This window comes from Mesorhizobium sp. B2-3-4 (assembly GCF_006442315.1).
Classification (GTDB): domain Bacteria; phylum Pseudomonadota; class Alphaproteobacteria; order Rhizobiales; family Rhizobiaceae; genus Mesorhizobium.
This window is the reverse complement of record NZ_VFVY01000035.1, coordinates 1-25,938: the sequence shown is the minus strand read 5'-3', so window position 1 is coordinate 25,938 and position 25,938 is coordinate 1. Positions and strand designations below refer to the sequence as shown.

General features: G+C 64.4%; 21 protein-coding genes and 1 tRNA gene. 13 read left to right on the top strand and 9 right to left on the bottom strand.

Features of this window, described 5'->3' with window-relative positions:
* Nucleotides 1–73: 73 nt before the first annotated feature.
* Nucleotides 74–1,312 (bottom strand): acyltransferase, encoded by a 1,239-nt coding sequence (locus tag FJ967_RS32515; protein WP_246675479.1) that lies wholly within the window; start codon nt 1,310–1,312, stop codon nt 74–76.
* Nucleotides 1,313–1,480: 168 nt separating this feature from the next.
* Nucleotides 1,481–1,570, bottom strand: a tRNA-Ser gene (locus tag FJ967_RS32510).
* A gap of 364 nt (nt 1,571–1,934) precedes the next feature.
* Here FJ967_RS32510 and FJ967_RS32505 point away from each other — a divergent pair.
* The 4 genes from FJ967_RS32505 to FJ967_RS32490 all read left to right on the top strand — a co-directional run bounded on the left by FJ967_RS32505 (nt 1,935) and on the right by FJ967_RS32490 (nt 4,811).
* Complete coding sequence (locus tag FJ967_RS32505; RefSeq protein WP_246675478.1) at nt 1,935–2,654, top strand: DUF2569 domain-containing protein; 720 nt, start codon at nt 1,935–1,937, stop codon at nt 2,652–2,654.
* 120 nt (nt 2,655–2,774) lie between these two features.
* Nucleotides 2,775–3,098, top strand: coding sequence for a hypothetical protein (locus tag FJ967_RS32500; protein ID WP_140736403.1), 324 nt, complete (start codon nt 2,775–2,777; stop codon nt 3,096–3,098).
* A gap of 250 nt (nt 3,099–3,348) precedes the next feature.
* A complete protein-coding gene (locus FJ967_RS32495) occupies nt 3,349–4,338 on the top strand; it encodes a BMP family ABC transporter substrate-binding protein (RefSeq protein ID WP_140736402.1) in 990 nt (329 codons plus the stop codon).
* Nucleotides 4,339–4,445: 107 nt separating this feature from the next.
* On the top strand, nt 4,446–4,811 hold the full coding sequence (locus FJ967_RS32490; RefSeq protein WP_140736401.1) for a VOC family protein: 366 nt from the start codon (nt 4,446–4,448) through the stop codon (nt 4,809–4,811).
* A 12-nt stretch (nt 4,812–4,823) separates the two neighbouring features.
* Here the strand turns inward: FJ967_RS32490 and FJ967_RS32485 are convergent, their stop codons facing one another.
* A complete protein-coding gene (locus FJ967_RS32485) occupies nt 4,824–5,243 on the bottom strand; it encodes a hypothetical protein (protein WP_140736400.1) in 420 nt (139 codons plus the stop codon).
* A gap of 16 nt (nt 5,244–5,259) precedes the next feature.
* Nucleotides 5,260–5,466, bottom strand: coding sequence for a SlyX family protein (locus FJ967_RS32480; protein ID WP_181176223.1), 207 nt, complete (start codon nt 5,464–5,466; stop codon nt 5,260–5,262).
* Between the two features lie 199 nt (nt 5,467–5,665).
* On the opposite strand from FJ967_RS32480, the gene FJ967_RS32475 reads away from it, so the two are divergent.
* From FJ967_RS32475 to deoA, 6 genes are all read left to right on the top strand, one after another.
* Nucleotides 5,666–7,195, top strand: coding sequence for an ABC transporter ATP-binding protein (locus tag FJ967_RS32475; RefSeq protein ID WP_140736398.1), 1,530 nt, complete (start codon nt 5,666–5,668; stop codon nt 7,193–7,195).
* Complete coding sequence (locus FJ967_RS32470; RefSeq protein WP_140736397.1) at nt 7,192–8,331, top strand: ABC transporter permease; 1,140 nt, start codon at nt 7,192–7,194, stop codon at nt 8,329–8,331. Before FJ967_RS32475 ends, FJ967_RS32470 begins: the two co-directional genes overlap by 4 nt.
* A gap of 1 nt (nt 8,332) precedes the next feature.
* Complete coding sequence (locus tag FJ967_RS32465; protein ID WP_140736396.1) at nt 8,333–9,394, top strand: ABC transporter permease; 1,062 nt, start codon at nt 8,333–8,335, stop codon at nt 9,392–9,394.
* A gap of 65 nt (nt 9,395–9,459) precedes the next feature.
* A complete protein-coding gene (gene cdd, locus FJ967_RS32460; RefSeq protein WP_140736395.1) occupies nt 9,460–9,852 on the top strand; it encodes a cytidine deaminase in 393 nt (130 codons plus the stop codon).
* 13 nt (nt 9,853–9,865) lie between these two features.
* On the top strand, nt 9,866–10,675 hold the full coding sequence (locus FJ967_RS32455) for a purine-nucleoside phosphorylase (RefSeq protein WP_140736394.1): 810 nt from the start codon (nt 9,866–9,868) through the stop codon (nt 10,673–10,675).
* Complete coding sequence (gene deoA, locus FJ967_RS32450) at nt 10,675–11,994, top strand: thymidine phosphorylase (protein WP_140736393.1); 1,320 nt, start codon at nt 10,675–10,677, stop codon at nt 11,992–11,994. Before FJ967_RS32455 ends, deoA begins: the two co-directional genes overlap by 1 nt.
* A gap of 93 nt (nt 11,995–12,087) precedes the next feature.
* Here the strand turns inward: deoA and FJ967_RS32445 are convergent, their stop codons facing one another.
* The 3 genes from FJ967_RS32445 to FJ967_RS32435 all read right to left on the bottom strand — a co-directional run bounded on the left by FJ967_RS32445 (nt 12,088) and on the right by FJ967_RS32435 (nt 14,625).
* On the bottom strand, nt 12,088–12,651 hold the full coding sequence (locus FJ967_RS32445; protein WP_140736392.1) for a TIGR02281 family clan AA aspartic protease: 564 nt from the start codon (nt 12,649–12,651) through the stop codon (nt 12,088–12,090).
* A gap of 223 nt (nt 12,652–12,874) precedes the next feature.
* Nucleotides 12,875–13,504, bottom strand: a complete 630-nt coding sequence (gene upp / locus FJ967_RS32440; protein WP_140736391.1) for a uracil phosphoribosyltransferase — start codon at nt 13,502–13,504, stop codon at nt 12,875–12,877.
* Nucleotides 13,505–13,650: 146 nt separating this feature from the next.
* The gene (locus FJ967_RS32435; RefSeq protein ID WP_140736390.1) at nt 13,651–14,625 is read right to left on the bottom strand and encodes an adenosine deaminase; all 975 of its coding nucleotides are present in this window, start codon (nt 14,623–14,625) and stop codon (nt 13,651–13,653) included.
* Nucleotides 14,626–14,760: 135 nt separating this feature from the next.
* Here FJ967_RS32435 and ubiE point away from each other — a divergent pair, with 135 nt between their 5' ends.
* The 3 genes from ubiE (at nt 14,761) to coaBC (ending at nt 18,781) form a co-directional block, all read left to right on the top strand.
* A complete protein-coding gene (ubiE, locus tag FJ967_RS32430; RefSeq protein WP_140736389.1) occupies nt 14,761–15,537 on the top strand; it encodes a bifunctional demethylmenaquinone methyltransferase/2-methoxy-6-polyprenyl-1,4-benzoquinol methylase UbiE in 777 nt (258 codons plus the stop codon).
* 67 nt (nt 15,538–15,604) lie between these two features.
* Entirely contained in the window at nt 15,605–17,179 is a 1,575-nt protein-coding gene (gene ubiB / locus FJ967_RS32425) for a 2-polyprenylphenol 6-hydroxylase (protein ID WP_140736388.1), read from the top strand.
* A gap of 66 nt (nt 17,180–17,245) precedes the next feature.
* Nucleotides 17,246–18,781 (top strand): bifunctional phosphopantothenoylcysteine decarboxylase/phosphopantothenate--cysteine ligase CoaBC, encoded by a 1,536-nt coding sequence (coaBC, locus tag FJ967_RS32420; protein WP_246675477.1) that lies wholly within the window; start codon nt 17,246–17,248, stop codon nt 18,779–18,781.
* Nucleotides 18,782–18,833: 52 nt separating this feature from the next.
* On the opposite strand, the gene FJ967_RS32415 is transcribed toward coaBC, so the two are convergent.
* Nucleotides 18,834–19,415, bottom strand: coding sequence for an invasion associated locus B family protein (locus FJ967_RS32415; protein WP_140736387.1), 582 nt, complete (start codon nt 19,413–19,415; stop codon nt 18,834–18,836).
* Between the two features lie 34 nt (nt 19,416–19,449).
* Nucleotides 19,450–25,938: autotransporter outer membrane beta-barrel domain-containing protein (locus FJ967_RS34065; RefSeq protein ID WP_348643136.1), on the bottom strand; the 6,489-nt coding region annotated here is incomplete at its 5' end.

Sequence of the window (25,938 nt, the reverse complement as noted above, 5' to 3'; positions counted from 1 at the left end):
GTGGCGCCGCCCCGGCTGGAGGATACTGGAACCAAGCGCCATTGGTTGCGCCGGGATTGGCCTCGCCCAGGCGCTACGGCCGATCTGGCGATTGCGCGGTAAGATTGGGAACCAGCCAGGGCTGAGCTCCCGCTGCGGCGGCCGGCTGCGCTTCGTCCCTTGTCGGAAGGCGCAAGGTCGTGGCGAAAATACCGCCTAGCGACACGCCGGGCTTTTCGACGAGGAGGTGCGCAGCCAGCGCCATGGCGATCAGCACCACCATCACCATCAATGTCACAAGCCAGTACTGGCCGGCGCTTTCAAGGGCAAAGCCCCTTATGGGCGCGACGGAGAACACCAGCACGAAAGCCAGACCCTGCAGCAGGTAGATACCATAGCTGATCTCACCCAGCCGCACCGAGCGGAGTGCGGTCAGAAGGCCGAAGAAATCGGCGCCCGACACGATCAGGAAGAAGACAGCGGTGGAAACGAGCACCGGCCCCGCCGCGTAGGCGGTGTCATAATTGACAAAGAGGGACGTCAGCATTGCCAGACCGAATGCGGACAAAGCGTGTCGGTGCACTCTCAGCAACCAGGCGTTTGTTTCCAGCGTCGCGCACAACATTCCGCCCGCAAAGAGCCCCAGATAGCTGTAGACGGCGCTCCCGCCGCTCGCCGACGCGATGGTGGAAAAGACCAGAAGGATGCCAGGCAAGCCGATGCGGGCAACCGGATGCCGGCTGAATATGGCCGCGATCGGCAGGCTGAAATAGAACAACCACTCATAGCGCAAGGTCCAGGCCACGCAGGCCAATGTACAGACGCGCGAACTGGAGAGCGGAATGTAGTCGAAGGCGCCAAACAGAAAATTGAGCAACGCCCTTTCGTAAGTCGCGAAGCTCGAATAATCGATTCCGGCGTCGACGACCTCCAAACCCATCGCCAGGCCTACGGCCAGAATGTAAAGCGGCCCGATCCGGAACGCCCGCTTGAGCAACAGGGTCGGAAAATTGACCGGGCCTTTCGCCGACAGCAATTTTCCCCAGAACAGATAGGCGGTGATTATGAAGAAAAACGACACCCCCGCCTGCCCCAGCAGATCATAGAAAGCGGAGCGAGGACGCTCCCATACGCCGTTCGTCAGCAATTCATGATACATGACGGCGTGATGCAGCACGACCGCGAGGGCGAGGTACCCACGCATTCCATCAATTGCCCGGATCCTTGCGGAATTCCCGCCGAAGCCCACGCGCTGAAACAGCGGCAGGCCGGCAAGTGGCCACAGCAGCGCGACGACCACAAAAGCGGGCCAAAAGTCATAAAGTCCGATCACGATCCTTGCGAACCCGTGTTGCGCGGCAGCGTACTGAGTCTCCACACTGACTATGCAATTTGGTCTGGCGCTGGCACAAGTGTTCGCCTCGGTCCGGGAGATGCTTTCCCGTGAATGGTGATCGACCTGAACGATCTCTTCCGAAGTACCGCTGGTTTGAAGGAATACTGGCGGAGAGAGCGGGATTCGAACCCGCGTTACGGTCTCCCGTAAACACACTTTCCAGGCGTGCGCCTTCAACCACTCGGCCACCTCTCCGTCCTTGCATTTTTCGCGACGGCCGGTTTCGCCGCGCGGGTTGAGGACAATGCGGTCCTTTCAGGGGGGCCGGCACGCGATTTCCGCGCCGTGGGTGCCGCCAACCAGCAAACACCTTCCCCTCGCACCCGAGCCGTCAAAGCAACAGGCGCGGGGCTCATCTAGTCGATCCCGCGTCGAATGCCAAGCCATAACGGCAGTCTATTCGCTTTGCCGGCCACACACCGTTCCGTCAGGCCGCCGTCACACGCGTTCCGCCGCCGAATGATGTGCACAGCCGGGCCCGTAGGGCCGGCCGTGCTTGACTTCGCCGCGGGCCGCCTGTCGAGTGATGCGGAGGCTTTGCTGGGGGCATCGTCCGGAAATGACTTCAAGCAGCGGAATGCCGGGCAGCGGACAGGCGCCAGCAGGACGTCCGGACAGCGGGCTGTCCTATGTGCCGGTGGGCTGGCTCATCTTCGTGATGGCATGGTCGCTCTACGGCCTGGCTACGGCCTGGTGGCTGACAAGCAGTTCAGGCCTGCCGGACAGGATTTTCTATTTCTTCATTGGCGGGCTGGTCGTTGACGTCATCACCATCCTGTGGGGGCTTTACCTGCTCGGTCTTGCCTTCGGCCGGTCGGCGCGCTTCCCCAGCCACTTCATCATCTGGCAGGTGGCGACCATCGTCTGGGTGCTGGCGCGGCAGGCCTATGTGTTTGCCGTGCCCGATTTCGTCTTCACCCCCAGGAGCCTGCTGATCGGCGGCGCCGAAATCGCCATCGGCCTGCTCTGCATCTATCTGCTGCGCCGCGGCTCCGGCGCCGACGCCGTCTATGCCAGGCCGCGGACCGAAGCGCCGCCGGTGTTCGTCTCCATCCTTGCTGCCCTGCTCGGCATCGTGTTTGGCGCGGTCATCGGCGCCGTGGGCGGATTCCTGGCCGGCTCGGTGATCGCCGATGTCGCCGAGGTCAGCTGCTTCGAGGGCGGCTGCGGCTACTTTGCCGCGTTCATCGGACTGGCCGGCCTGGTGATTGGCGCCATTGCCGGCGGCATTCTTGCCGTCTGGCTCGTTCATCGCCGCGGACGCAGGCCGGCTGCATAAGCGACGGCCTCAAATTCGCGTATCGCGATTGCAGACAAGCCGCGCTCATTCTATTTCTCGTCGGGACATGTGCCGGAGGTCTCCTGGTGAGCATCCAGGATGAGCCGGGGGAGAGCCTTGATGTTTCGCTTCGTCTTTCGCCTTGCGGCCATGGTCGCGCTGTCGGTTTCCGTCATCATGGCCGTGCTCGACACGACGCGCACCGTGGCGGCCTCGGCCCTTGTGCTGACCCCGCTCAACGCCAGCTGGCTGGCCGTTTCGCCGGACACGCGGGCAGCCTTCGAAACCTATGTCCGCGCCAAGGCCGGTCCGTTGCTGTGGGATGGCGCCATCGCCTGGGTACTCAACCAGCCGGGCTTTGCCGTCTTCGCGGTGCTCGCCTTCCTGCTTTACGCCATCGGCTACCGGCGGCAGCGGCCCACGAGCCAGTTCGCGGCCAATTAAGTCGCCGGCATCGCGTCCCTTGCCGGCCGCCTCCCGGCGGCTTGCGCGCAAGGAGGCTACTTCGGGGCGGCCTGCCCGCGGAACGCTTTTCCAAAAGGTCAAAATTCCGCGTGAATTTTGTTTCGGCCCGTGCCAGATTGCCCGCAAGCGGGAGGGGAAATACACTCCTGGCTAACGTCGTTTGCCTGCCGGAGAACCGGGCAGACAGGCGGTGCGTAACGGAAAAAATAACCGACAGGGTGTGGATCACATGAAACGTATCGTTCTCGGCCTCCTGGCCGCAACCGCAATGGTTCTTCCGGCTTTCGCCGCGGATGTCCAGCCGGCCATCCTCTATGATCTGGGCGGCAAGTTCGACAAATCCTTCAATGAAGCCGCCTATCACGGCGCCGAAAAATTCAAGACCGAGACGGGCGTCGCCTATGTCGAGTTCGAAGTGTCCAACGCCTCGCAGCGCGAGCAGGCACTGCGCCGCTTCGCCGAGGACGGCCGCAACCCGATCGTCATGGCCGGCTTTGCCTGGGAGGACGCTCTCAAAGCGGTCGCAAAGGATTATCCCGACCTGAACTTCGCCATCATCGACGACGCCGTCGACATGCCAAATGTCCGCTCGCTGGTCTTCAAGGAGAATGAAGGATCCTACCTCGTCGGCATTATGGCGGCGATGGCATCGAAGACGAAGAAGGTCTCCTTCGTCGGCGGCATGGATATCCCGCTGATCCGCAAGTTCGAATGCGGCTATGTCGGCGGCGCCAAGTCGGCCGGTGCGACCGACGTCATCCAGAACATGACCGGCGACACGCCGGCAGCGTGGAACGACCCTGCCAAGGGCGGCGAAATCGCCAAGACGCAGATCGACCAGGGCTCCGACGTGGTTTACGCTGCGGCAGGCGGCACCGGTGTCGGCGTGCTGCAGGCAGCGGCGGAGGCCGGCAAGCTCGGCATCGGCGTCGATTCCAACCAGAACGGCCTGCAGCCCGGCAAGGTGCTGACCTCGATGATGAAGCGTGTCGACGTCGCCGTCTACAACGCCTTCATGGACGGCAAGAACGGCACCTTCAAGGGCGGCCTGCAAAACCTCGGCCTCAAGGAAGGCGGCGTCGACTACGCCATGGACGACAACAATAAGGCGCTGGTGACGGACGAGATGAAGGCCGCCGTCGAAAAGGCCAAGGCCGACATCATCGCCGGCACGATCACGGTGCACGACTATACGGCTGACAACGCCTGCCCGTATTGATCGGCAGATACCGACAGTTCGAAACCGCCGGGTGAAAGCCCGGCGGTTTTGTTTCTGCCCGCGGTTGAGGCGTCGCTTGCCGCCGGCAACGATCGAGGAGACACGAAATGGCGACAGTGACAGGTATAGGCGGGTTCTTCTTTCGCGCCCGCGACCCGCAAGCGCTGGCGGCATGGTATGAGACCCATCTCGGCATATCGGACTTCTCCAGGACGGTCTGGAAACAGCAAGCCGGCCCGACCATCATTGCGCCCTTCAGGGAAGATACCGATTATTTCGGTCGCACCGCCCAGCAATGGCTGATCAATTTCCGCGTCGACGACATCGATGCGGCGATCGCCGATCTTGAAGCGGCAGGCATCGTCGTGGAAACGCGCCCGGAATGGGATTCGGAGGTCGGCCGTTTCTGCAGGATCCACGACCCCGAAGGCAATCCGATCGAGCTGTGGCAGCCATCGGGCTATAGTGTCTGACATAGCGCCGGCTTACGGCAAAAGCGCGCCACCTGCCGATAACAGCCCGGCACTATATCCCAGCCCAAACACAACAATCAGCGCGATGGCGATGACGGCGCCGCGGCCGCCGCCGAGCCCATATACGCCGACGCCGTAGGGCCGGCGCTGCAGTTTGCTGATGACTGGCGTGGGTTTTGGCCCGTCCATCGCCACCGGACGCATTTGCGGCAATTCGGCGATGCGTTGCGAGATCAGCCGCCAGCTGGCATCGTCGCCCGAGGGCCGCCCCGTGCGATCGAAGGCATGCATGCGCTCGGCCAACCGCATCACCGTATCGCGGAAGGCAGGGTCGATTTCCAGGTCGCGCTCGGCGCGTTCCCGGTCGCGGTCGTTCATCAGGCCAAGCACGTAATCGCCGGCCCGGGCAACGCGCTCGCTCTCACTGGCCATCGGCTGCCCCTCCTGCCTACCAATGCGGCGGTTTGGTTATCGGCACGTCGGGCGCCGCCTGTTCCTCCAGCGCCAGGAAACGGTCGGTCAGCGCGTCGAGCTTGCGTTGCATGCGCTCGATCACCTGCCATTGCTCGGCGATCTGGCCCGACAGTTCCTCGATGGTCTTTTCCTGCTCGGCGGCGCGGATTTCCAGCGTCGTCAGCCGGTCGGCGGGCATGATCATGCAAAGTCCCCGGTCTTCCGCAAAGTCAAATCGACCTTGCCATATTAGCGAATGTGAGAGCTTCGGCCACGTTCGAAATTGACAAGCGCGCGGGGATTTGTCGAGAGTGGGCGCTGGGCCGGCCAATTGGCATGGGCGGAGCGTCATGCTAGGCATTTTGACCAAGCGATAAAAAAATAAGAGTGGGACAGGCTGCATGGCGCAAGCCGCAATCGAACTGATCGGCATCAACAAGAGTTTCGGCGCGGTGCGCGCCAACCGCGACATCAATCTGGAGATCGCGCGCGGCACCATCCACGGCATCGTCGGAGAAAACGGCGCCGGCAAATCGACGCTGATGTCGATCCTCTATGGCTTCTACCAGGCCGACAGCGGCGAGATCCGCGTCGGCGGCAAACCGGCATCGATCAAGACACCCAATGACGCGATCGCGCTCGGCATCGGCATGGTGCACCAGCATTTCATGCTGGTCGACAATTTCTCGGTGCTGGAAAACATCATCCTCGGTGCCGAAACCGATGCGCTCTTGAAGAGCAGCATCGCCAAGGCGCGCTCTGAGCTAGACCGGCTGGAGCGCGAGTACGGTCTTGAAGTGGATCCCGACGCGATCATCGAGGAACTGCCGGTCGGCCTGCAGCAGCGAGTCGAAATCCTCAAGGCGCTTTATCGCGGCGCCGAGATCCTGATCCTCGATGAGCCGACCGGCGTGCTCACACCGGCCGAGGCCGATCACCTGTTCCGCATCCTCAGGCAACTGAAGGAACAGGGCAAGACAGTGGTGCTGATCACCCACAAGCTGCGCGAGATCATGGCCATCACCGACACCGTGTCGGTCATGCGGCAGGGCACGATGGTTGCCACCCGCGAGACGAAGAAGACCACGGTCGAGGAACTGGCTGAACTGATGGTCGGACGCCGCGTGCTGCTGCGGGTCGAGAAGGGCGAGGCGGAGGCGGGCGGCGTCAAGCTCGCGGTCAAGAACCTGACGGTCAAGGATTCGCGTGGCGTCACCATGGTCGACGACATCTCCTTCGACATCCGCGCCGGCGAGATCGTCGGCATTGCCGGCGTCGCCGGCAACGGACAATCCGAACTGCTCGAGGCGATTTCGGGCATCAGGCGCGCCGTCTCGGGCTCGGTCATGCTGGACGGTAAGCCGATCGATCTGACGGGCGCCGCCGATCCCGGAGAATTGCGCGACCGCGGGCTCGCCCATGTGCCCGAAGACCGCCACCACGTCGGGCTGGTGCTGGCCTTCGAGGAGAACGAGAATTCCATCCTCGGCTACCACGACGACCCCCGCTATCTCAAAGGCCCTTTCCTCGACATCGACGCCATCACGGCCGATGCCCGGGACAAGATCGAGAAATACGACATCCGTCCCGCCAATCCGCACCTGAAGACCGCCAACTTCTCCGGCGGCAACCAGCAGAAGATCGTGCTGGCGCGGGAGATCGAGCAGGACCCCGGCGTTCTCATCGTCGGCCAGCCGACGCGCGGCGTCGATGTCGGCGCCATCGAATTCATCCACAAGCGGCTGATCGCCATGCGCGACCAGGGCAAGGCCGTGCTGGTGGTCTCGGTCGAGCTCGACGAGATCCGCTCGCTCTCCGACCGCATCCTGGTGATGTTTGCCGGCCGCATCGTCGGCGAGCGCGGTCCCGACGCGAGCGAGGGCGAACTCGGCCTGCTGATGGCCGGTGTCGAGCAGGAGGCCGCCGCATGAGCACGCCTTACGCCAAACTGCCGGCTTGGGCCGATTACGGACTGATCCCGCTGATCAACCTGTCGGTCGCCTTCATCGTCGCCGGCTTCGTCGTATTGCTGGTCGGTGAAAACCCGTTCCGCGCCGCCGTCATTCTGGTCGAAGGCGCCTTCGGCAAGGGAACGGGCATCGCCTTCACCCTGTTCTATGCCACCACCTTCATCTTTACCGGGCTTTCGGTGGCGGTGGCTGCCCATTGCGGCCTGTTCAACATCGGCACCGAGGGACAGGCCTATATTGCCGGCCTCGGCATCGCCATCGTCTGCCTGTCCTTCGACAGCGTGCTGCCCTGGTGGCTGACTTTTCCGATGGCCATCGTCGCTTCGGCCGCCGTAGGGGCGCTGTGGGCGCTCATCCCGGCCTATCTGCAAGCCAAGCGCGGCTCGCACATCGTCATCACCACCATCATGTTCAACTTCATCGCCGCCTCGGTCATGGTCTATCTGCTGGTCGGACCGTTGAAGCCGGCGGGATCGCAGGCGCCGCAGACACGCAACTTCCTCGCCGGCGCCGAACTGCCGAAGCTCAACTGGATCATCGAGCTGTTCGGCGCCAAAATCCGTTCCGCGCCGCTCAACATCTGCTTCCTGCTGGCGCTGGTCATGGCCTTCGTGGTCTGGCTGCTGATCTGGCGCACCAAGCTCGGCTATGAGATGCGCACCTACGGCCACAGCCCGAAGGCGGCCCGCTATGCCGGCATTTCGGAGACCCGCATCATCATCACCGCGATGATGATTTCGGGCGCGCTCGCCGGCATGATGGCGCTCAATCCGGTGATGGGCGACCAGCACAATGTCGCGATCGACTTCGTCTCCGGCGCTGGCTTCGTCGGCATCGCCGTGGCGTTGATGGGGCGCCTGCACCCGATCGGCATCGTGCTGGCGGCGATCCTGTTTGGCATGCTCTATCAGGGCGGCGCCGAACTTTCCTTCGAGATGCCGGCGATCACCCGCGACATGATTGTCATCATCCAGGGTCTGGTGATCCTTTTCGCCGGCGCGCTCGAACACATGTTCAGACCCTATATTCAGGCGCTGTTCGCCTCGTTCAGCCCGCGATCCGTCGGCATGGAAGCGGTCAAGGGAAAGGGCGCCTGAGATGGATCTCCTCAACGCCGTCGTCCAGGTTCTGGATTCCACCATCCGCCTGTCGGTGCCGCTGCTGCTCGCCTGCCTGGCGGGCCTCTATTCGGAACGCGCCGGCATCTTCGACATCGGGCTCGAGGGCAAGATGCTGGTCGGCGCCTTCGCCGGCGCCGCCGCGGCTTCCGTGTTTCATTCGGCCTTTCTCGGCCTCGGCATGGCGATCCTGATCTCTGTCGCCTTTGCCATGGTGCACGGCTTCGCCTCGATCACCCATCGCGGCAACCAGATCGTCTCCGGCGTCGCCATCAACTTCATTGCCGCTGGCTCGACCATCATCCTCGGCCAAGCCTGGTTCCAGCAGGGCGGACGCACGCCGGCGCTGCAGTCAGGCGAACGGTTCGAATCGATCACCGCGGACACGATCTCGAACTTCCTTGCCAATTACAGCTTCAGTTCCGCCGATCTTCTGGCTTCGATACGCGGTCTCGTTCTTTACCTGCCGGCGCTGCTGTTCGACGCGCTTGCAAGGATTCCCGGCTTCGGTCCGGTGTTTTCCGAACTGTTGCTCGGCCATTCCATACTTGTCTATTTCGCGTTCGCGATGGTGCCCTTCACATGGTGGGTGCTCTACCGCACCCGCTTCGGCCTGCGCCTGCGCGCCGTCGGCGAGAACCCGGCCGCCGTCGATACGGCGGGCATTTCAGTTGCCTGGCTGCGCTACCGGGCGCTGATCTGCACCGGTGTGCTGACCGGCGTTGCCGGCGCCTATCTGTCGATGGTGCAGACGAGTGGTTTCGTGAAGGACATGACCGCCGGCAAGGGCTATATCGCCCTGGCGGCGCTGATATTCGCCAAATGGAAGCCGGTAAACGCCATGTTTGCTTGCCTGCTGTTCGGCTTCCTCGACGCTGCGTCGATCCGGCTGCAAGGATCGCCGCTGCCTGTCGTCGGCAAGGTGTCGGCACAGTTTATGCAGGCCTTGCCCTATGTGCTGACCGTCATCCTGCTCGCCGGCTTCATCGGCAAGGCCATCCCGCCGCGTGCCGGCGGCGTGCCTTACGTCAAGGAACGCTAGGATTCCACGGCCCGACGCAAAGGAAGCGCCGGGTTTTGGACACGATCATCGGAGAGAACAACTGAATGTCGCATGATCTGTTCGAGGCGGCCAGGACGGCCATGGCCAAGGCCTATGCGCCCTACTCGAAGTTTCCGGTGGGTGCGGCCTTGCGCACCGAGGACGGACGCGTGTTTACCGGCGCCAACATCGAGGTCGCGTCCTATCCCGAGGGCTGGTGCGCCGAAACCACCGCGCTTGGCCATTACATTATGGGCGGCGGCGGCAAGATCGTCGAAATCGCCGTCCTTGCCGAACGCATGGCCAAATGCTCGCCTTGCGGCGGCTGCCGCCAGCGGCTCGCTGAATTCTGCCGACCGGATACGAAACTCTACCTTTGCGACAACACCGGTGTGGCCGAAACCGTGACCATGGGCGACATGCTGCCCTACGGCTTCCGGGGCGATATTCTGAAATGAAAAGCTGGCTGACATGACGCAAAAAACAGTTGACCATCTCATCGAAAGACTGGACGGGCTGGCGCCGACGACAGCGTTGGTGCTGGGCTCCGGCCTGGGCGTCCTGGTCGACCGGATCGAGAATCCGATCCGTGTTTCCTATGCCGATCTGCCCGGCTTTCCCCGAGGCGGCGTCAGCGGCCATGCCGGCGAAGTGGTGGCCGGATTGTTTGCCGGCACGCCGGTGCTGATGCTGTCTGGCCGCGCCCACTATTATGAGCACGGCAACGCCGCGGCGATGCGACCGGTGCTGGAAGTGCTTGCCGGCATCGGCATCACCAAACTGATCCTCACCAACGCCGCCGGCTCGGTCGATCCGGACATGCCGCCGGGTTCGGTGATGCTGCTCACCGACCACATCAACTTCTCCGGCTCCAATCCGCTGATCGGCGAGCCGAGCGACCGCCGTTTCGTCGGCCTGACCGAAGCCTACGATGCCGGCATCCGCCAGGCGATCGAACGCGCGGCGAAGGCGACCGGCACGACACTGCACAAGGGCGTCTACATGTGGTTCTCGGGTCCGTGCTTCGAGACGCCCGCCGAAATCCGCATGGCGCGCATCATGGGCGCCAACGCCGTCGGCATGTCGACCGTGCCGGAGGTCATTCTCGCCCGTTTCCTCGGCCTGCGCGTCGCCGCATGCTCGGTCATCACCAACCTGGCCGCTGGCATGACCGGGGCCGAGCTTTCGCACCAGGAAACCAAGGACATGGCGCCGGTTGGCGGGTCGCGGCTGGCAACGGTGCTGCAGCGCGTGTTCCGCGACGGGTTGCTGGAGAGCTGATGCTTCCCCAGGAAATCATCCGTCACAAGCGCGACGGCCGCAGGCTGGGGCCTCACGAGATCGCCGCCTTCATCGATGGCGTGACCTCGGGCACCGTAACCGATGGCCAGGTCGCGGCCTTCGCAATGGCGGTGTTCTTCAACGGTATGAACCGCGACGAGGCGGTGGCGATGACGCTTGCCATGCGCGATTCCGGCGACGTGCTCGACTGGTCGGATTTGCCAGGCCCCGTCACCGACAAGCATTCGACGGGCGGTGTCGGCGACAATGTCTCGCTGATGCTGGCGCCGATCGTCGCCGCCTGCGGTGCCTATGTGCCGATGATCTCGGGCCGTGGCCTCGGTCATACCGGCGGCACGCTGGACAAGATGGATGCCATCCCCGGCTACACCAGCCAGCCCGACATCGCGCTGTTCCGCAAGGCGGTGCTGGAAACCGGCTGCGCGATCATCGGCCAGACCGCCGATCTGGCGCCTGCAGATCGCCGGCTCTATGCCATCCGCGACGTCACCGGAACCGTGGAATCGGTGCCGCTGATCACTGCTTCGATCCTGTCGAAAAAGCTCGCGGCGGGACTGCAGTCGCTGGTGCTCGACGTCAAGGTCGGCAACGGCGCCTTCATGGAGAAATCCCGCGATGCGACCGCGCTCGCCAACAGCCTGGTCGAGGTCGCTAGCGGCGCCGGGCTGAAGGTCTCAGCGCTGATCACCGGCATGAACGAACCGCTGGCGTCGGCCGCCGGCAATGCGGTGGAGGTGCGCAATGCCGTCGATTTCCTGACCGGCCGCTTGCGTGACCGGCGGCTGGAGGACGTGACGCTGGCTCTTGCCGCCGAAATGCTGCAGTCGGCTGGGCTGGTGTCTTCCAACCAGGATGGCATGCGCCGCGCCACCGAGGCGCTTTCCAGCGGTCGCGCCGCCGCCACCTTTGCCCGCATGGTAGCGGTGCTCGGTGGCCCCGCCGATTTCATCGAGAAGCCTGAGAAATATCTGCCCGAGGCAACAACGCAATTGACGGTCAGGGCGACGGCGGAAGGCTTCGTCACTGGCATCGCCACCCGCGACATCGGGCTCGCGGTGGTCGGGCTGGGCGGCGGCCGCACCCGGCCCGACGACAAGATCGATCCCTCGGTCGGCATCACCGGCTTGGTGCCGATAGGCGCGGAAGTAACCCCTGGAGACGGGCTGGCGCTTATCCACGCCGGCTCGCCATCCGATGCCGAGGCTGCCGCCGCGGCCGTGCTTTCCGCCTACACGATCGGCGTTTCGAAGCCGGCCGCCGACAAATCGGTCATCCGGCGGATTCTGCCGCGCGGCTGAGCAATCCCAGGAAAATGAATAACGGTTTTCCCGGGAGAAGCGCGTCGCGCTTGCCCTTGGGAATTGCGTAAAAACAAAGCGTTAGGGCGGCGCCTATTGAACCAGCAGCAATGTGCCGTTCTCGGCCTGGTATTTGCCGAGACGGTTGAGAAAGCTCATGCCGATCAGGTTGGTGCGCAGTGCCCTGTCGTCGAGCACGATCGCCTGCACGCCTTCGACGCTGATGCTGCCGATCTGCAGACGGTCGATCGTCACCACGGCCGCCTTGATGGTGCCGTTGGCGGTGTTGACCTCGTGGCTGAAATCGGAGGGATTGAGCGACAGTCCGATTCGCCGTGCCGTCGAGGTGTTGACCGCCACCAGCGTCGCGCCGGTATCGATCATGCCGTCGACCTGACGGCCGTTGAGCTTGAAGGTGGACGAGAAATGTCCGCGCCCGTCCGCCGCGACCACGACTTTACGGCCGGACGGCAGCGGGGCCACCGGCTTGTCGGCAACGGAGGCGAGGCTGACCTCGGGCTGTGCCTGGGCTTGCGGCTTGGCCGTCACCGCCGATTGCAGCAGGTTTTCGAAGATTCGCGGGTTCGACTGGTAGACAACCGGGATCGATGCCGATGCACCGGCAAAGACGCTGAGGATAAGAAGCTTGCGCAGCATGGATCGGCCTCGGCGCACGACCCCGAAAATCGGAAGTGATTTTCGCAAAGGATCTCGCGCAAAATTAAACTGCTACAGCGTCCTTTGCGTCCCGAGAGACGCGCGGTGCCGTAGTGAGAGCCGATTCATTAGCGCTGGATGGTGTTTGCCGCTTTAACACGCGGCGAAACCGCGCCGTTGCGTAAACACTTGGTAAATCGTGCCGGGCAAATTTTGCCTGATGCTACTTCGTCCCGTACATGCGGTCGCCGGCATCGCCGAGGCCGGGCATGATGTAGCCTTTTTCGTTGAGCTGGCGGTCTATCGACGCGGTGAAGACCGGGACGTCGGGATGCGCCTTGGTAAAGCGTTCGATGCCTTCCGGCGCCGCCAGCAGGCACAGGAAGCGAATGTTGGTGGCGCCCCGTCCTTTCAGCTTGTCGATCGCCGCGATCGCCGAATTGGCGGTGGCCAGCATCGGATCGACGACGATGACCAGCCGGTCGGCGAGATCGCTCGGCGCCTTGAAGAAATATTCCACAGCCTCCAGCGTCTCGTGATCGCGGTAGAGCCCGATATGCGCCACACGCGCCGCCGGCACCAGGTCCAGCAAGCCCTCGAGCAGGCCGTTGCCGGCGCGCAGCACCGAGGCGAAGACCAGCTTCTTGCCCTCCAGCGTCGGCGCTTCCATTTCCTCGATCGGCGTCTCGATGGTGGTGGTGGTCAGTTCGAGATTGCGGGTCACCTCATAGCCGAGCAGCAGCGAAATCTCGCGCAGCAGCCGCCGGAAACCGGCCGTCGAGGTCTCCTTCTTGCGCATGATGGTCAGCTTGTGCTGGACAAGCGGATGGTCGACGACGGTGACGCTTTTCATGATGCTCTCCTGATGCGTGTCGCCCGAAATCGCGCATCGATCCTCTCGGCCGCACCGCGCTTCAAGCTGCTTGGGCGAACCCTAGCGGCAATGCGCCGGCCAAGGAACCGCTCGGGCGGCGCCGACCACAGTTTTGTCGGCAGAAATCAGCGGGTCGCACCATTCAGGCGGGCAAGAAGCGTGGCCTTGGTCTTTCTGTCGACGAAAGCCGCCTCGATGGCGGTACGGGTGACGCTGGCGAGCGCCTTCTCGTTCATCGCGAAATGCTGGGCCGCGATATCGTATTCGCGCTTCAGCGAAGTCCAGAAATAAGGCGGATCGTCGGAGTTGAGCGTCACCTTGCAGCCGGCTGCCCGCAGGGCCGGGAACGGGTGGTCGGCGAAACTGTCGAACACCTTGAGCGCGATGTTGGAACCGGGGCAGCACTCCAGCACGACGCCTTCGTCGGCGATGCGCCGGACAAGGTCGGGATTCTCGATGGCGCGCACACCGTGGCCGATGCGCGACGGGCGGATGTGGTCGAGCGCCGCCGCGACCGTCTCCCAGCCGGTCAGTTCGCCGGCATGGATGGTGATGCCGAGCCCGGCTTCGCGCGCGATCTCGAACGCCCTGACATAGTCTTCCATGTCACCCATGCGCTCGTCGCCCGCGACGCCGAAACCGGCAACCAGCGGATGGCCGCAGCGCGCGGCGAAACGTGCCGCCCGTTCGATCGATTCGACGCCGACATGGCGCACGCCGGTGACGATCATGCGGCCCTCTATGCCGGTCTTGGCCTTGGCGCGCAGCATGCCTTCGCCGAGCGCATCGGTATAGGCCTTGGGCGACAGCCCGGCTTTCGTCGCGTGGTCCGGCGACGTGAACACCTCGGAGTAGATCGCCCCGTCGCGGGCCAGGCTGGTCAGATAGTGATCGGCCAGCCGCGCATAGTCCTCCTCGGTTCGGAACAGGTCGGCGGAAAAGTCGTAAGCAGCGAGAAAGGACGTGAAATCGTGCCAGACGAAAGAACCGTTCTGGATATAGGGCGAGGTGTCCTTGCCGTATTTCTGCGCTTGGCGAATGACGAGATCGGGCGCCGCTGCCCCTTCGATGTGGCAGTGCAATTCCGCTTTCAAAGGCATTCAAACATCCCGTCGGTCTGTCCAGGTCTTCAAAAACCCACCACCTGGAAGCGCGGCCGAACACCGCGCCTTAAACAATAGCGCCCGCACCATCGATCGGCTATGGTCCCGCCGGTTTTATGACGGATCAAAAAAATGTCAGTTGAGAGAACCACGGCCGCCGGCGGCATGGAAACCTCTTATGGTTTCAAGCGTGTAGGGGAAGGCGAGAAGCAGTCTCTGGTCAACGATGTTTTCCACAAGGTCGCCAACCGCTACGACCTGATGAACGATCTGATGTCTGCTGGCCTGCACAGGCTGTGGAAGGACGCCATGGTCGCCTGGCTCAACCCGCCTAAGCGTGCGGGCTGGAAGGTTCTGGATGTGGCCGGCGGCACCGGCGACATCGCCTTTCGCATCGTCGATGCCAGCCATGGCCATGCCCATGCCAGCGTGCTCGACATCAACGGCTCGATGCTTGCCGTCGGCCGTGACAGGGCTGAGAAAAAGGGCTTGTCCGCCAACACCGATTTTGTCGAGGCCAATGCCGAGGAACTGCCCTTCCCCGACGCCAGTTTCGACGCCTACACCATCGCCTTCGGCATCCGCAACGTACCGCGCATCGAGGTGGCTTTGGGCGAAGCGCTGCGCGTGCTGAAGCCCGGCGGCCGGTTCCTCTGCCTGGAATTTTCCGAGGTCGAGATGCCGCTGCTCGACAAGGCCTACGAAGCCTGGTCGTTCAACGCCATCCCCAAGATAGGCAAGTGGGTCACCGGCGACGGCGAACCCTATTCCTATCTGGTCGAATCGATCGCGAAATTCCCCAATCAGCAGAATTTCGCGGCGATGATTTCCCGCGCCGGCTTCGACCGCGTCTCCTTTCGCAACTATTCCGGCGGCATCGCCGCGCTGCATTCGGGCTGGAAGCTTTGACGCCGCACGGCATTTCCCGTCCTCGGTGCGGCCTGTGCCGGTTCGAAGAACCGGCAGGGATGCTGTCATGAGCACCCTCAGCGCCGGATTTCGGCTCGTGCGGGCCGGCTGGGTGCTGGTGCGCGAGGGCGTCGTCGCCGCCTTGCCCGGCGAAGAACTGTCCGGCCTGCCGAAATTCGGCTGGCGGCTGGCGCGGCTCTTCACCCGCCGCCGCGCGCTTGCCTATGAGCGCAGCGACCGGCTGGCCAAGGCGGTGGTCCGGCTCGGCCCGTCCTACGTAAAACTTGGCCAGTTCCTGGCGACACGGCCCGATGTCGTCGGCAACGACATGGCGCTCGATCTTGCCATGCTGCAGGACAAGATGCACACCTTCCCGAAGGCCGAGGCCGTGGCCGCTATCGAAGCCTCGCTCGGGCGCAAGGTAGGCGATCTCTACGCGCAGTTCGGCGACCCGGTTGCCGCGGCGTCCATCGCCCAGGTCCATGCCGCCGAAACGATCCACGATGGCGCCGCCACCAAGGTCGCGGTGAAGGTCATCCGGCCGGGCGTGCGCCGCCGCTTCTTCCAGGACCTGGAGAGCTACTTCCTCGCCGCCCGCCTGCAGGAAAAATACATTCCCTCCTCGCGCCGGCTGCGGCCGATCGAGGTGACCGAGACGCTGGCCCAGACCACCAAGATCGAGATGGATCTGCGTCTCGAGGCGGCAGCGCTTTCCGAACTCGGCGAAAATACCAAGGATGATCCCGGCTTCCGTGTGCCTTCCGTCGACTGGGAGCGGACCGGCCGTGACGTGCTGACCATGGAATGGGTCGACGGCATCAAGATGAACAACATAGCCGGACTGGAAGCCGCCGGCCACGACCTGAAGGCGATCGCCGCCAACCTCATCCAGTCGTTCCTGCGCCACACGCTGCGCGACGGCTTCTTCCATGCCGACATGCATCCGGGCAATCTGTTCGTCGAGGCAAACGGCACCATCGTCGCCGTCGATCTCGGCATCGCCGGACGGCTCGGCAAGAAGGAGCGCCGCTTCCTCGCCGAAATCCTCTACGGCTTCATCACGCGCGACTATCTGCGCGTCGCCGAGGTGCATTTCGAGGCCGGCTATGTGCCGCGCCAGCACAATGTCGCGGCCTTCGCGCAGGCGATCCGGGCCATTGGCGAGCCGATCCATGGTCAGCCGGCCGAAACCATTTCGATGGCCAAGCTCCTGACGCTGCTGTTCGAGGTCACCGAACTCTTCGACATGGCGACGCGACCCGAACTGATCCTGCTGCAGAAGACCATGGTGGTGGTCGAGGGTGTGGCGCGCACGCTCGATCCCGCCTTCAACATGTGGAAGACCGCCGAACCGGTGGTCGGCGGCTGGATAGCAGGCAACCTCGGCCCGCGCGGCATGATGATCGACGCGCGCGACGGCGCCAGGGCGCTGCTGACGCTTGCCCGCCAGGCGCCCGAGCTTGCCGCGCGTACCGACCGGCTGTCGCGCGAGATCGACCTGATGGCCGAGCACGGCCTGCGTTTCGACGAAACCACGGCCCGCGCCATTGGCAAGGCCGAAGCGCGCTACAGCCGCTCCGGCCGCGTGGCGCTGTGGGTGATCGCGTTGACACTGGTCTATATCGCCTGGAAATTGCTTTGAGTGCATGCAATGCTAGCATTGCATGCATCATGCCCCTGACCTATATTTAGGATAGGGAGCTACCTCATGAGTACTATCACTATCCGCAACCTGGATGACAGCGTGAAGCAAGCGCTTCGCGAACGCGCTGCAACGCGTGGCGTCTCGATGGAACAGGAGGTACGGGACGCACTTCGCGAGATGACGCTTGCCGAGGCGCAGGATGGGGCGTGGCGATTAAAAGCGTCCCGGGATGAAGTCTTGGCACTCGGGCAGAGACTGAAACGTCCCAAAGTCGTCAAAGCGGTCAGCCAACCCGAGCGGGACGAGGACGTCGTTACGGCGGAAGAGATCCTTCAGTCTGGCAGACGACTGCAAAGAGCGGGCTTCATGACCCTCTCCGACAAGCGCGTCCTGCTCATCATCGGCGGCGGCATCGCCGCCTACAAGGCGCTCGACCTGATCCGCCGGCTGCGCGAACGTGGTGCCGCCGTGCGCGTGGTGATGACGTCGGCCGCGCAGGAATTCGTCACCACGCTGTCGGTCGGCGCGCTCTCGGCCGACCATGTCTTCACCGAACTGTTCGATCGCAATGACGAGCACGATGTCGGCCATATCAGGCTGTCGCGCGAGGCCGATTTGCTCGTCGTCGCTCCCGCCACCGCCGACCTCATGGCCAAGCTTGCCAACGGCCATGCCAACGACCTGGCCTCGACCGTGCTTCTCGCCACCGACAAGCCGGTGCTGATGGCGCCTGCGATGAACCCGAGAATGTGGTCGCATCCCGCCACCCGCCGCAACCGCGCGACATTGGGCAAGGACGGTATCACCTTCGTCGGCCCCGCCAAGGGCGAGATGGCCGAGAGCAATGAAGCCGGCGAAGGCCGCATGGCCGAACCGCTGGAGATCGTCGCCGCGGTCGAGGCGCTGCTCGACGCCGCGCCCAAGCCGCTGACCGGTCGCAAGATCATTGTCACGTCAGGCCCTACGCACGAGCCGATCGATCCCGTGCGCTATATCGCCAACCGGTCGTCCGGCAAGCAGGGCCATGCCATTGCGGCGGCATTGGCAAGGCTTGGCGCCGATGTGCGCCTGGTCTCCGGTCCCGTCACCATTGCCGATCCGGCCGGAGTGAAGACCCTCCATGTCGAACGAGCGCAGGAGATGCGCGACGCGGTCGAACAGCTTTTGCCCGCCGACGCCGCGGTGTTCGTCGCCGCCGTTGCCGACTGGCGCACCGAGAACTCGGCCGGCGAGAAGATCAAGAAGGTGACAGGCGAAGGTCCGCCGGTGCTGCGCATGGTCGAGAACCCGGACATACTGGCAGGTATCGGCCATCACGAGCAGCGGCCTGGCCTGGTCGTCGGCTTTGCCGCCGAGACACAGGATCTCCTGCGCAACGCCGAGGCCAAGCTCAGGAAGAAGGGGGCCGATGTCATCGTCGCCAACGACGTGTCGCATGAAAGCGGCATCGGTCCTTCAGGCGTGATGGGCGGTGACCGCAACCGGGTTCGGATCGTATCGAAGACCGGCGTCGAGGAATGGCCTGAAATGACCAAGGATGAGGTCGCGGCGCGGCTCGCCGCTCTCATCGCCGAGCGGTTGAAGACAATCGTCGTTTAGCGGGTGTTGGCGGAACCCCGCCAACACCTGTCACTTGCGGTGACCCAGGCCGTCAGTTGGCCAGAAGCTCAGCCGTGCGGGCAAGCGCCCCGCTGAAGCCATTGAGCGGAATGGAAAAGCTTACGACTTGCCCCGTATCGGCGGCGAACGCGTCGATCTTGAGCGTGGTGCCGTTCTTGAGCAGAGGCGTGACATTGGCATCGAACGCCACCGGCACCAGGCAGCCGACCACCTGGCAGGTGTTGAACGGCAGGCTGCCGTCGAGCTTCTGGTCGTCTATGGTGAGGGTGACGCCCTTGGCGAGCGCCAGGCCGAACGGCAAGGCAAGCGTTCCCGTCGCATCCTCGCCGGTCTTGCTCGACAGCTCGATCGCCAGAAGCCGCTGGTTGCTTTGCTTGTTGAACTGCTGGTGCGACAGGCTGCAGACCTTGTTCGTGCCCGATATCTGGCAATTGACCGTCCAGTCGCCATGGGTTTCCGACAATGCCGAGGCACCGCCGGGCAGTTGCGGCGCATCTGCCGCGGCGGGTGGCGTTGCCGCCACCTTGTCGCCCTTGGTCTGCGCCGCCACGGCAGGCAGACCGACAATGCAGGCAGCACCCAGCACTGCTGCGAAATACGCGTACTTCCTCATCAAGACCCTCCCGCCCGGCACCGTCCCGGGCCAGCTAGAAACTGACCTTGAGAGACGCGCTGACTGCGTTCTGTTTCACCGTTTCGCCGAAGGCGCCATTATACCTGACGGACATGCCGACGCCATTGACGCCATTCAATTCGAGACCGGCGCCGACCCGATAGAGCGGCGAATCGATCGCTTCCGTCAAGTGCAATGCCGGGTTGCCGGGTAGATTCTCTGCCGCGGCGAAGCGGCCTTCGATCTCCCATTCCCTGGTGGAGAACTCCACCCCGGCCTTTCCATAGAGGCGAACGCTGGCAATGTCGCTGAGCGGGATGTCGGTTCCGATTTCGAGCGCCGGCGTCGCTGCATAGAAGGTGTTTGCCGACCCGTCGAAGTTGAAGGCGGCAACCGAGCCTTCCTCCTTGCCCGAAACGCGCAGCCAGCGCGCATCGAACTGCAACGTCGGTTGCAGGTAGAATGCGCCCATCTGTTGCGTGAAGCCGAGCCGTGCTGAACCGCCGAACATCGCGGTTTTCTGCGTGTAGGAAACGCTGCTGCCGATGCCAGGCAGTTCTTCCTCGGGCAGATAGTCCCCCACCAACGTTTCACCGGGAATGAAGAAAGCCGGATCGATATGGGTATCGCGTTCGCCCTTGAAGGAGCCGGTGCCGCCACCGAGCGCGAAATCGACGAAGTAGTTCTTGTTTGCATACTTAGCCAGCGCGTAAGCCTGCCAGGCCTCGCCGCTGGTTTGCGACAATTGCTCGCCGTTGAAGCCGATCGTGGAATCGAACTCCGTACGGCCGATCGTGCCGCCGAGCGACCAGTTCTCGCCGACCTCGCCGATGCCGCCAAGCGACATCGTCTTCAGCACGTCGTCGCGGGTCGTGGTCCCGGCGCCCGTATCGCGGGTGTATTCCGCCTGCGGGCTGATCGTCGCCCAGACACAGCGGCCGTCGGGGTTCTTGTAGGCAGGCAAGCCGGTGCATTCGCGCGCCGTTTCCAGCATGATGTCGGTTTCGCGATTGACCATGTCGAACGTATGCACGGCATAGTGCGGTGTCAGCCGCGTCAACGCCGCGCCGATCTCGGCCTTGCTCGGCAGGAAGCGCAACAGGTTGATCAGCCGCGCCATCGGGTTGTCCGGCGTCGATGCAGCCTCGACGTCGTCGAGATATTGCGCCATCTGGAACACGCCCGGATCGTTGACGCCGGACTGTGGGTCCTGCGCCAGTTCCAGGAATGTGTCGTTGTCGGTGGTCAGCACCAGATCGGTGCCGTTGTCGACCCGGAAAATGAAATTGAAGCCCGCCGCCGGATGTGCGGCCGGCATCGCGGCAACGATGCCGGAATCCGTCATCGAAGCGCCCGAGGCCACAGTATAGGCGGTAAACAGCTTGTCGATGGACAGGAAGTTGAGAGGAGCCGTGCCGTCGAAATTGCCGGCCCCCGTCAATGCCACCGCGTCTGTGATCTGGTTGTTGAGATCGATGTCGGTGACGAACTTGCCGGTGCCGTCCTGGGTGAACCCGCCGCCGACATCGACTTTGGCAACCACGCCGATGCCTTGGTTGGTATAGAGCCCGTCATTGGTGTACAGCCCGCCGCCGAGATCGATGGTCTTGAGGGCGACCATCGAGGAATCGGCGAAATTGTGGAAGCTGTTGTTGCCGCCGCCTAGATCGATGTTGCCGATGACGCGTCCCAGCGTGTCAGCCGCCTTGGAATTGTCGACATGGTCGTCGCCCGAAGTGCCGGTGATGGCGAACGGGCTGAAATCGTCCAGCAGCGATTCCAGGATCGCGTTGGTCGGCACCACCGGACCCGGCGCAAGCAGGAAGGCCTGAAACGCCTGGAACTGCGACGCCTGGATCTCGAATGTCGGCGTTGCCCCCATCGCGTAGAGCAGGCTGTGATTGGTCAGCGTGTTGTCGGCGCCGCCGACCAGCATCGCCGCGACACCCGTTCCGGCGCCACCGATCGCGTACTGGCCGTTCAGGTTGATGGTGATGTTGCCCTTGGCGCCCTTGGCCGTGCTTTCGCCATAGACAGCCACCGAATCCGCACCCTGTGCGAACAGGCTGTCACCCGCCGTCAGGTCGACCGCATGGGCATCGCCGTCGCCTGTCGCACTCTGCCCGAACATGGCGTAGGCGCTCGCGCCCTTCACCCACACGCGGCTGTCGGTGCTGGCGGATGCCGCGGCGGCATCGCCGATGCCACCTTGCGAACCGGCCGCCGACTGGCCCATGCCGAGCGAATCCGTGCCGCCGGCGCCGCCGCCACCGCCAACCGCCTGCGCCACGATGCCATGGCCACGGTCTCCATCTGTCTCGATGGCGCCGGACTGGACGATGGTCACCTTGCCGCCGGTGCCCTTGGTGCCGCCGGGCGTGTTGAAGCCGATGGCATTCGGCCCCCCGCCATCGTCGTCGGCGCCAAAGCGGCCGAAGCCGGCGCCGCCGATGCCGCCGCCGCCACCGACCGACTGCGCGATGATGGCGATGGAATCCTTGCCGGTCGTGGTGATCGTGCCGGTGCGGATGACGGTAACATCGCCGCCATCGCCGCCATTGCCGCCGAGACCGCCAATGGCCAATGCATTCGAGCTCTTGCCCTTGGCATCGCCGCCATAGCCGCCGCCGCCGCCCACCGATTGCGCGACCACGCCGTGGGCGCGTTCGCCATGCGTGATGATGCTGCCGGAAACGGTGACGTCGACCTGGCCACCATTGCCGCCATTGCCGCCGAAGCCGCCAAGCTGCAGCGCGACCGAGTCTTCGCCTGCGGTATCGGCCGATACGACGCCGCCATAGCCGCCGCCACCACCGATGGACTGGGCGAAGATGCCGAGTGCGCCATCCTTCCAGGTCTCGATGGCGCCGTCATTGTTGACGATGACATGGCCGCCATTGGAACCGTCGCCGCTCGGCAGCGACACCGCGCCGCCGATCGTCATGTCCGCCTCGGACGTGTTGGCCGCTGCACCCGACGCGCCGCCGCCGCCACCGACCGACTGGGCGAAAATGCCATGCGAGAGGTAGCCCAAGGTGGTGATCTGACCATGGTTGTCGACCGTAACGTCGCCGCCGCGGCTGCCTACGCCACCCAGACCGCCGATCGCTAGCGACACCGAGGTCTCCGCGCTGCCCGTCTCGGTCGAACCGGCACCGGCGGCACCGCCGCCACCGCCGATCGACTGCGCGAAGATGCCATAGGAATTGTCGCCCTTGGTCAGGATCACACCTGACGCATCGTTGGTGACATGCACGAAATCGCTCTTGCCACCGTCGCCACCAGCGCCGCCGAGGCTGAGCGTGATGGCTACATTTGAGTCCTTGGCCGAAGTGCCGGAAGCGCCGCCGACACCACCGCTGCCGCCGATGGACTGCGCCATGATGCCGTGTGAATAGGCCGCCTCGGTGTGGATGTAGCCGCCGTTCTCGACGACGACCTTGCCGCCGTCGCCGCCGACCTTGCCCGAACCGCCGAGCGAGAGGTTGACGCTGACTTCCGAATCGTCGGTTTTGCCGGTGCTCTCACCGGCGCCGCCGGCGCCGCCGCCACCGCCCACCGACTGCGCGAAAATGCCGATCGACCGTTCCTGCTTGGTCCAGATTTCGGCCGTGGAAAGGTTGAAGACGTCGACCTCGAAGCCGCTGCCGCCGCCGCCGCCCGCGCCACCAAGCGCGCCGCCGATGGCATATTTGCCGAGCACGCCCGATGTCGCCGAACCGCCGACGCCACCACCACCGCCAATCGAATTGGCTGAAATGCCGTAGGAATCGGCGCCGTCGGTAACGATCAGGCTTCTGTTTGTGACCGACACCGTGCCGCCATTGCCGGCGCCGCCGGCCGCCAGGCCGATCGCCGCGCCGATGCCGACCGAAGTCTCGCCCTCGCTGCCTCCGCCGACGATCTCCTCATCGGTCGAGGCCGCACCGCCGCCGCCACCGCCACCGCCGACCGACATCGCCAGTATGCCGATTGAATTGAAACCCTGGGTCCGGATGACGCCGGAATTGTCGACATGCACGCCGGCGCCGATGACATTGCCTCCATCATCGAGGCGGAACATCGCCGCATCGTTGCCGGAACCGCCCTTGCCGCCAATCCCGACATTGACGGTGACACTCGTCTCGCTGGTGCCGCCCAGATGGAACGCCTTGGCGTTGCTCGCGCCGCCCATGCCGCCGCCGCCGCCCAGCGACTCCGCCACGATGCCGGACGAGAAATCGCCTGTGGTCGTCAAATTACCGCTGTTGATGACGTCGACCGCACCGGAAATATTGCCGGTCCCGCCGCCGCCGCCGACACCGACATTGACCGCGACGTTGACGCCTTCACCGCCGCCGAGGTCGGCCGTCGCGCCATTGGTCGAACCGCCATTGCCGCCGCCGCCGCCGATCGACTGCGCCATGATCGCCGCGCTCATGTCGCCCGCGGTCGTCACCGTCATGGCGTTGTGAACGAGAACGTCATCGCTGACATTGCCGTCGCCGCCTCCGCCGCCGATGCTGACCGTCGCGTTGACGCTGACATTGACGCCGTAACCGCCGGCTGCTGCCCAGGAATCGCCGCCATTGCCGCCGCTGCCGGCGACCGATTGGGCAAGAATGCCGACCGCCTGATAGCCGCTGGTGACGATGCTGCCGCCACCGTTGATGCCGCTGTCGACGATCACCAGATCGCTCTTGCCGCCATCGCCGCCCCAGCCGCCCACCGTCACGCCGAGACTGACATTGACACCGTTGCTGACCGAGCCTGCAATCGTCGCCGCCCGCCCGCCATTGCCACCGCCGCCGCCGATCGATTGCGCCACGATGCCGCCCGAACCGACAGCGTCCGTATCGGCGATGATGTTGCCGTCCGCCTTGACCGTGACCTTGCCGCCGGGACCGCCGTCGCCGCCGGTGCCGCCAATCGCGACACCAACCGCGGCCGATGCATAGAAGCCCGCGCTGAAAGCGCCCGAATAGGCGTTGCCGCCATTGCCGCCGCTGCCGCCGACCGATTGCGCCAGAATACCCTTCGAGCCGGCGCCGCCGACATGGATATCGCCCTTGTGGGTGACTGAGACTTCTTTGCTCAGATTGGCGTCGCCGCCACCCCCGCCGATCGCCACGCCTACCGCGCCGAACGCACCAACGGCAACCGCACCGGTGCTGCCGCCATTGCCGCCGCCGCCGCCGACCGATTGCGCCAGGATGCCGTTCGACAAGGCGCCCTTGGTTGTGATGTTCGCGTTGTTGATGACTTCGACGACGCCGCCCTCGCCACCCGCACCGCCGGAGCCGCCGATGCCGACAGCGACGAACAAACCGGCTGCCACGGCAAAGCCGCCATCGCCGCCCGAACCGCCGACGGACTGCGCGAAAATGCCGTTCGACAGATCACCGGCTGTGTCGATCTTGCCCGAATTGTTGACGAACACCTTTTGGCTGGCGCCGGCCGCGCCACCTGAGCCGCCGAGCGACAAGGAAGGACCGCCGGCAGTAACGCTGAAGCCACCCGAACCGCCGCCGCCGCCAATCGATTGCGCCAGCAAGCCGTGCGAATTGTAGCCGCCTGTGCCCAGGGCAGCCGCGTTGATGACATCGACCGTGCCGGCGGCACCGCCGCCAGCACCTTTGCCACCAATGCCGATGTTGACGCCGAGACCGAGCCCGACGACACCGCCGCCATTGCCGCCGCCGCCGCCGATCGACTGCGCCACCATGGCCGAGGAGCGTTCGCGTGTCGTCGTGACCGAGCCGCCATTGTCGGTGAGCTTCACCGCACCGGCGTCGCCCGCGACGCCGCCGCTGCCGCCGATGCCGACGGAAGCCGCCAGGCCGAGACCGCCGACGAAGCTGCCATTGCCACCGCCGCCGCCGATCGACTGAACAAGGATGCCGATCGAATCGGCGCCCCCGGTCTTGACCACGGAATTATCCGTGAAGAAGCTGGCGGCTAGGCCCTTGCCGCCGCCCGCGCCGCTACCACCGACGCCGACATTCACCCCCAGGCTGCCGCTGATCACCGTACCGGCATTGCCGCCACCGCCACCGATCGATTGCACGATGATGCCGGCTGACCGATCGTTGGACGTGGTCACGCTGCCATTGGAACGCGCATCGACAACGCCGCCATCGCCGGCTGCGCCGCCGCTGCCGCCCACGCCCACCGAAACGATTGCCGAAACCGCAACGGAGAACCCGCCATTGCCGCCGCCGCCGCCGACCGACTGGACGATGATGCCGGCCGAATCCGCGCCATGTGTCGTCACGTCGGACTGGGTGCCGTTGAAGGTGACCGCGTCGCCGATGCCGCCGCCGGCGCCTTTTCTGCCGACGCCGACGCTGACGCCGGCACTGCCGGCCACGCTGCCGCCGCCATTGCCGCCGCCGCCGCCGATCGACTGCGCGATGATGCCGGCCGAACGGTCCTGGAATGTCTCGACGCTGCCGCCGGTCGTCATGTTGACCGTGCCGCCCTTGCCGCCCGGGCCGCCTTCGCCACCGACACCGACCGAAACAAGCGCGGAGATCGACAGTGG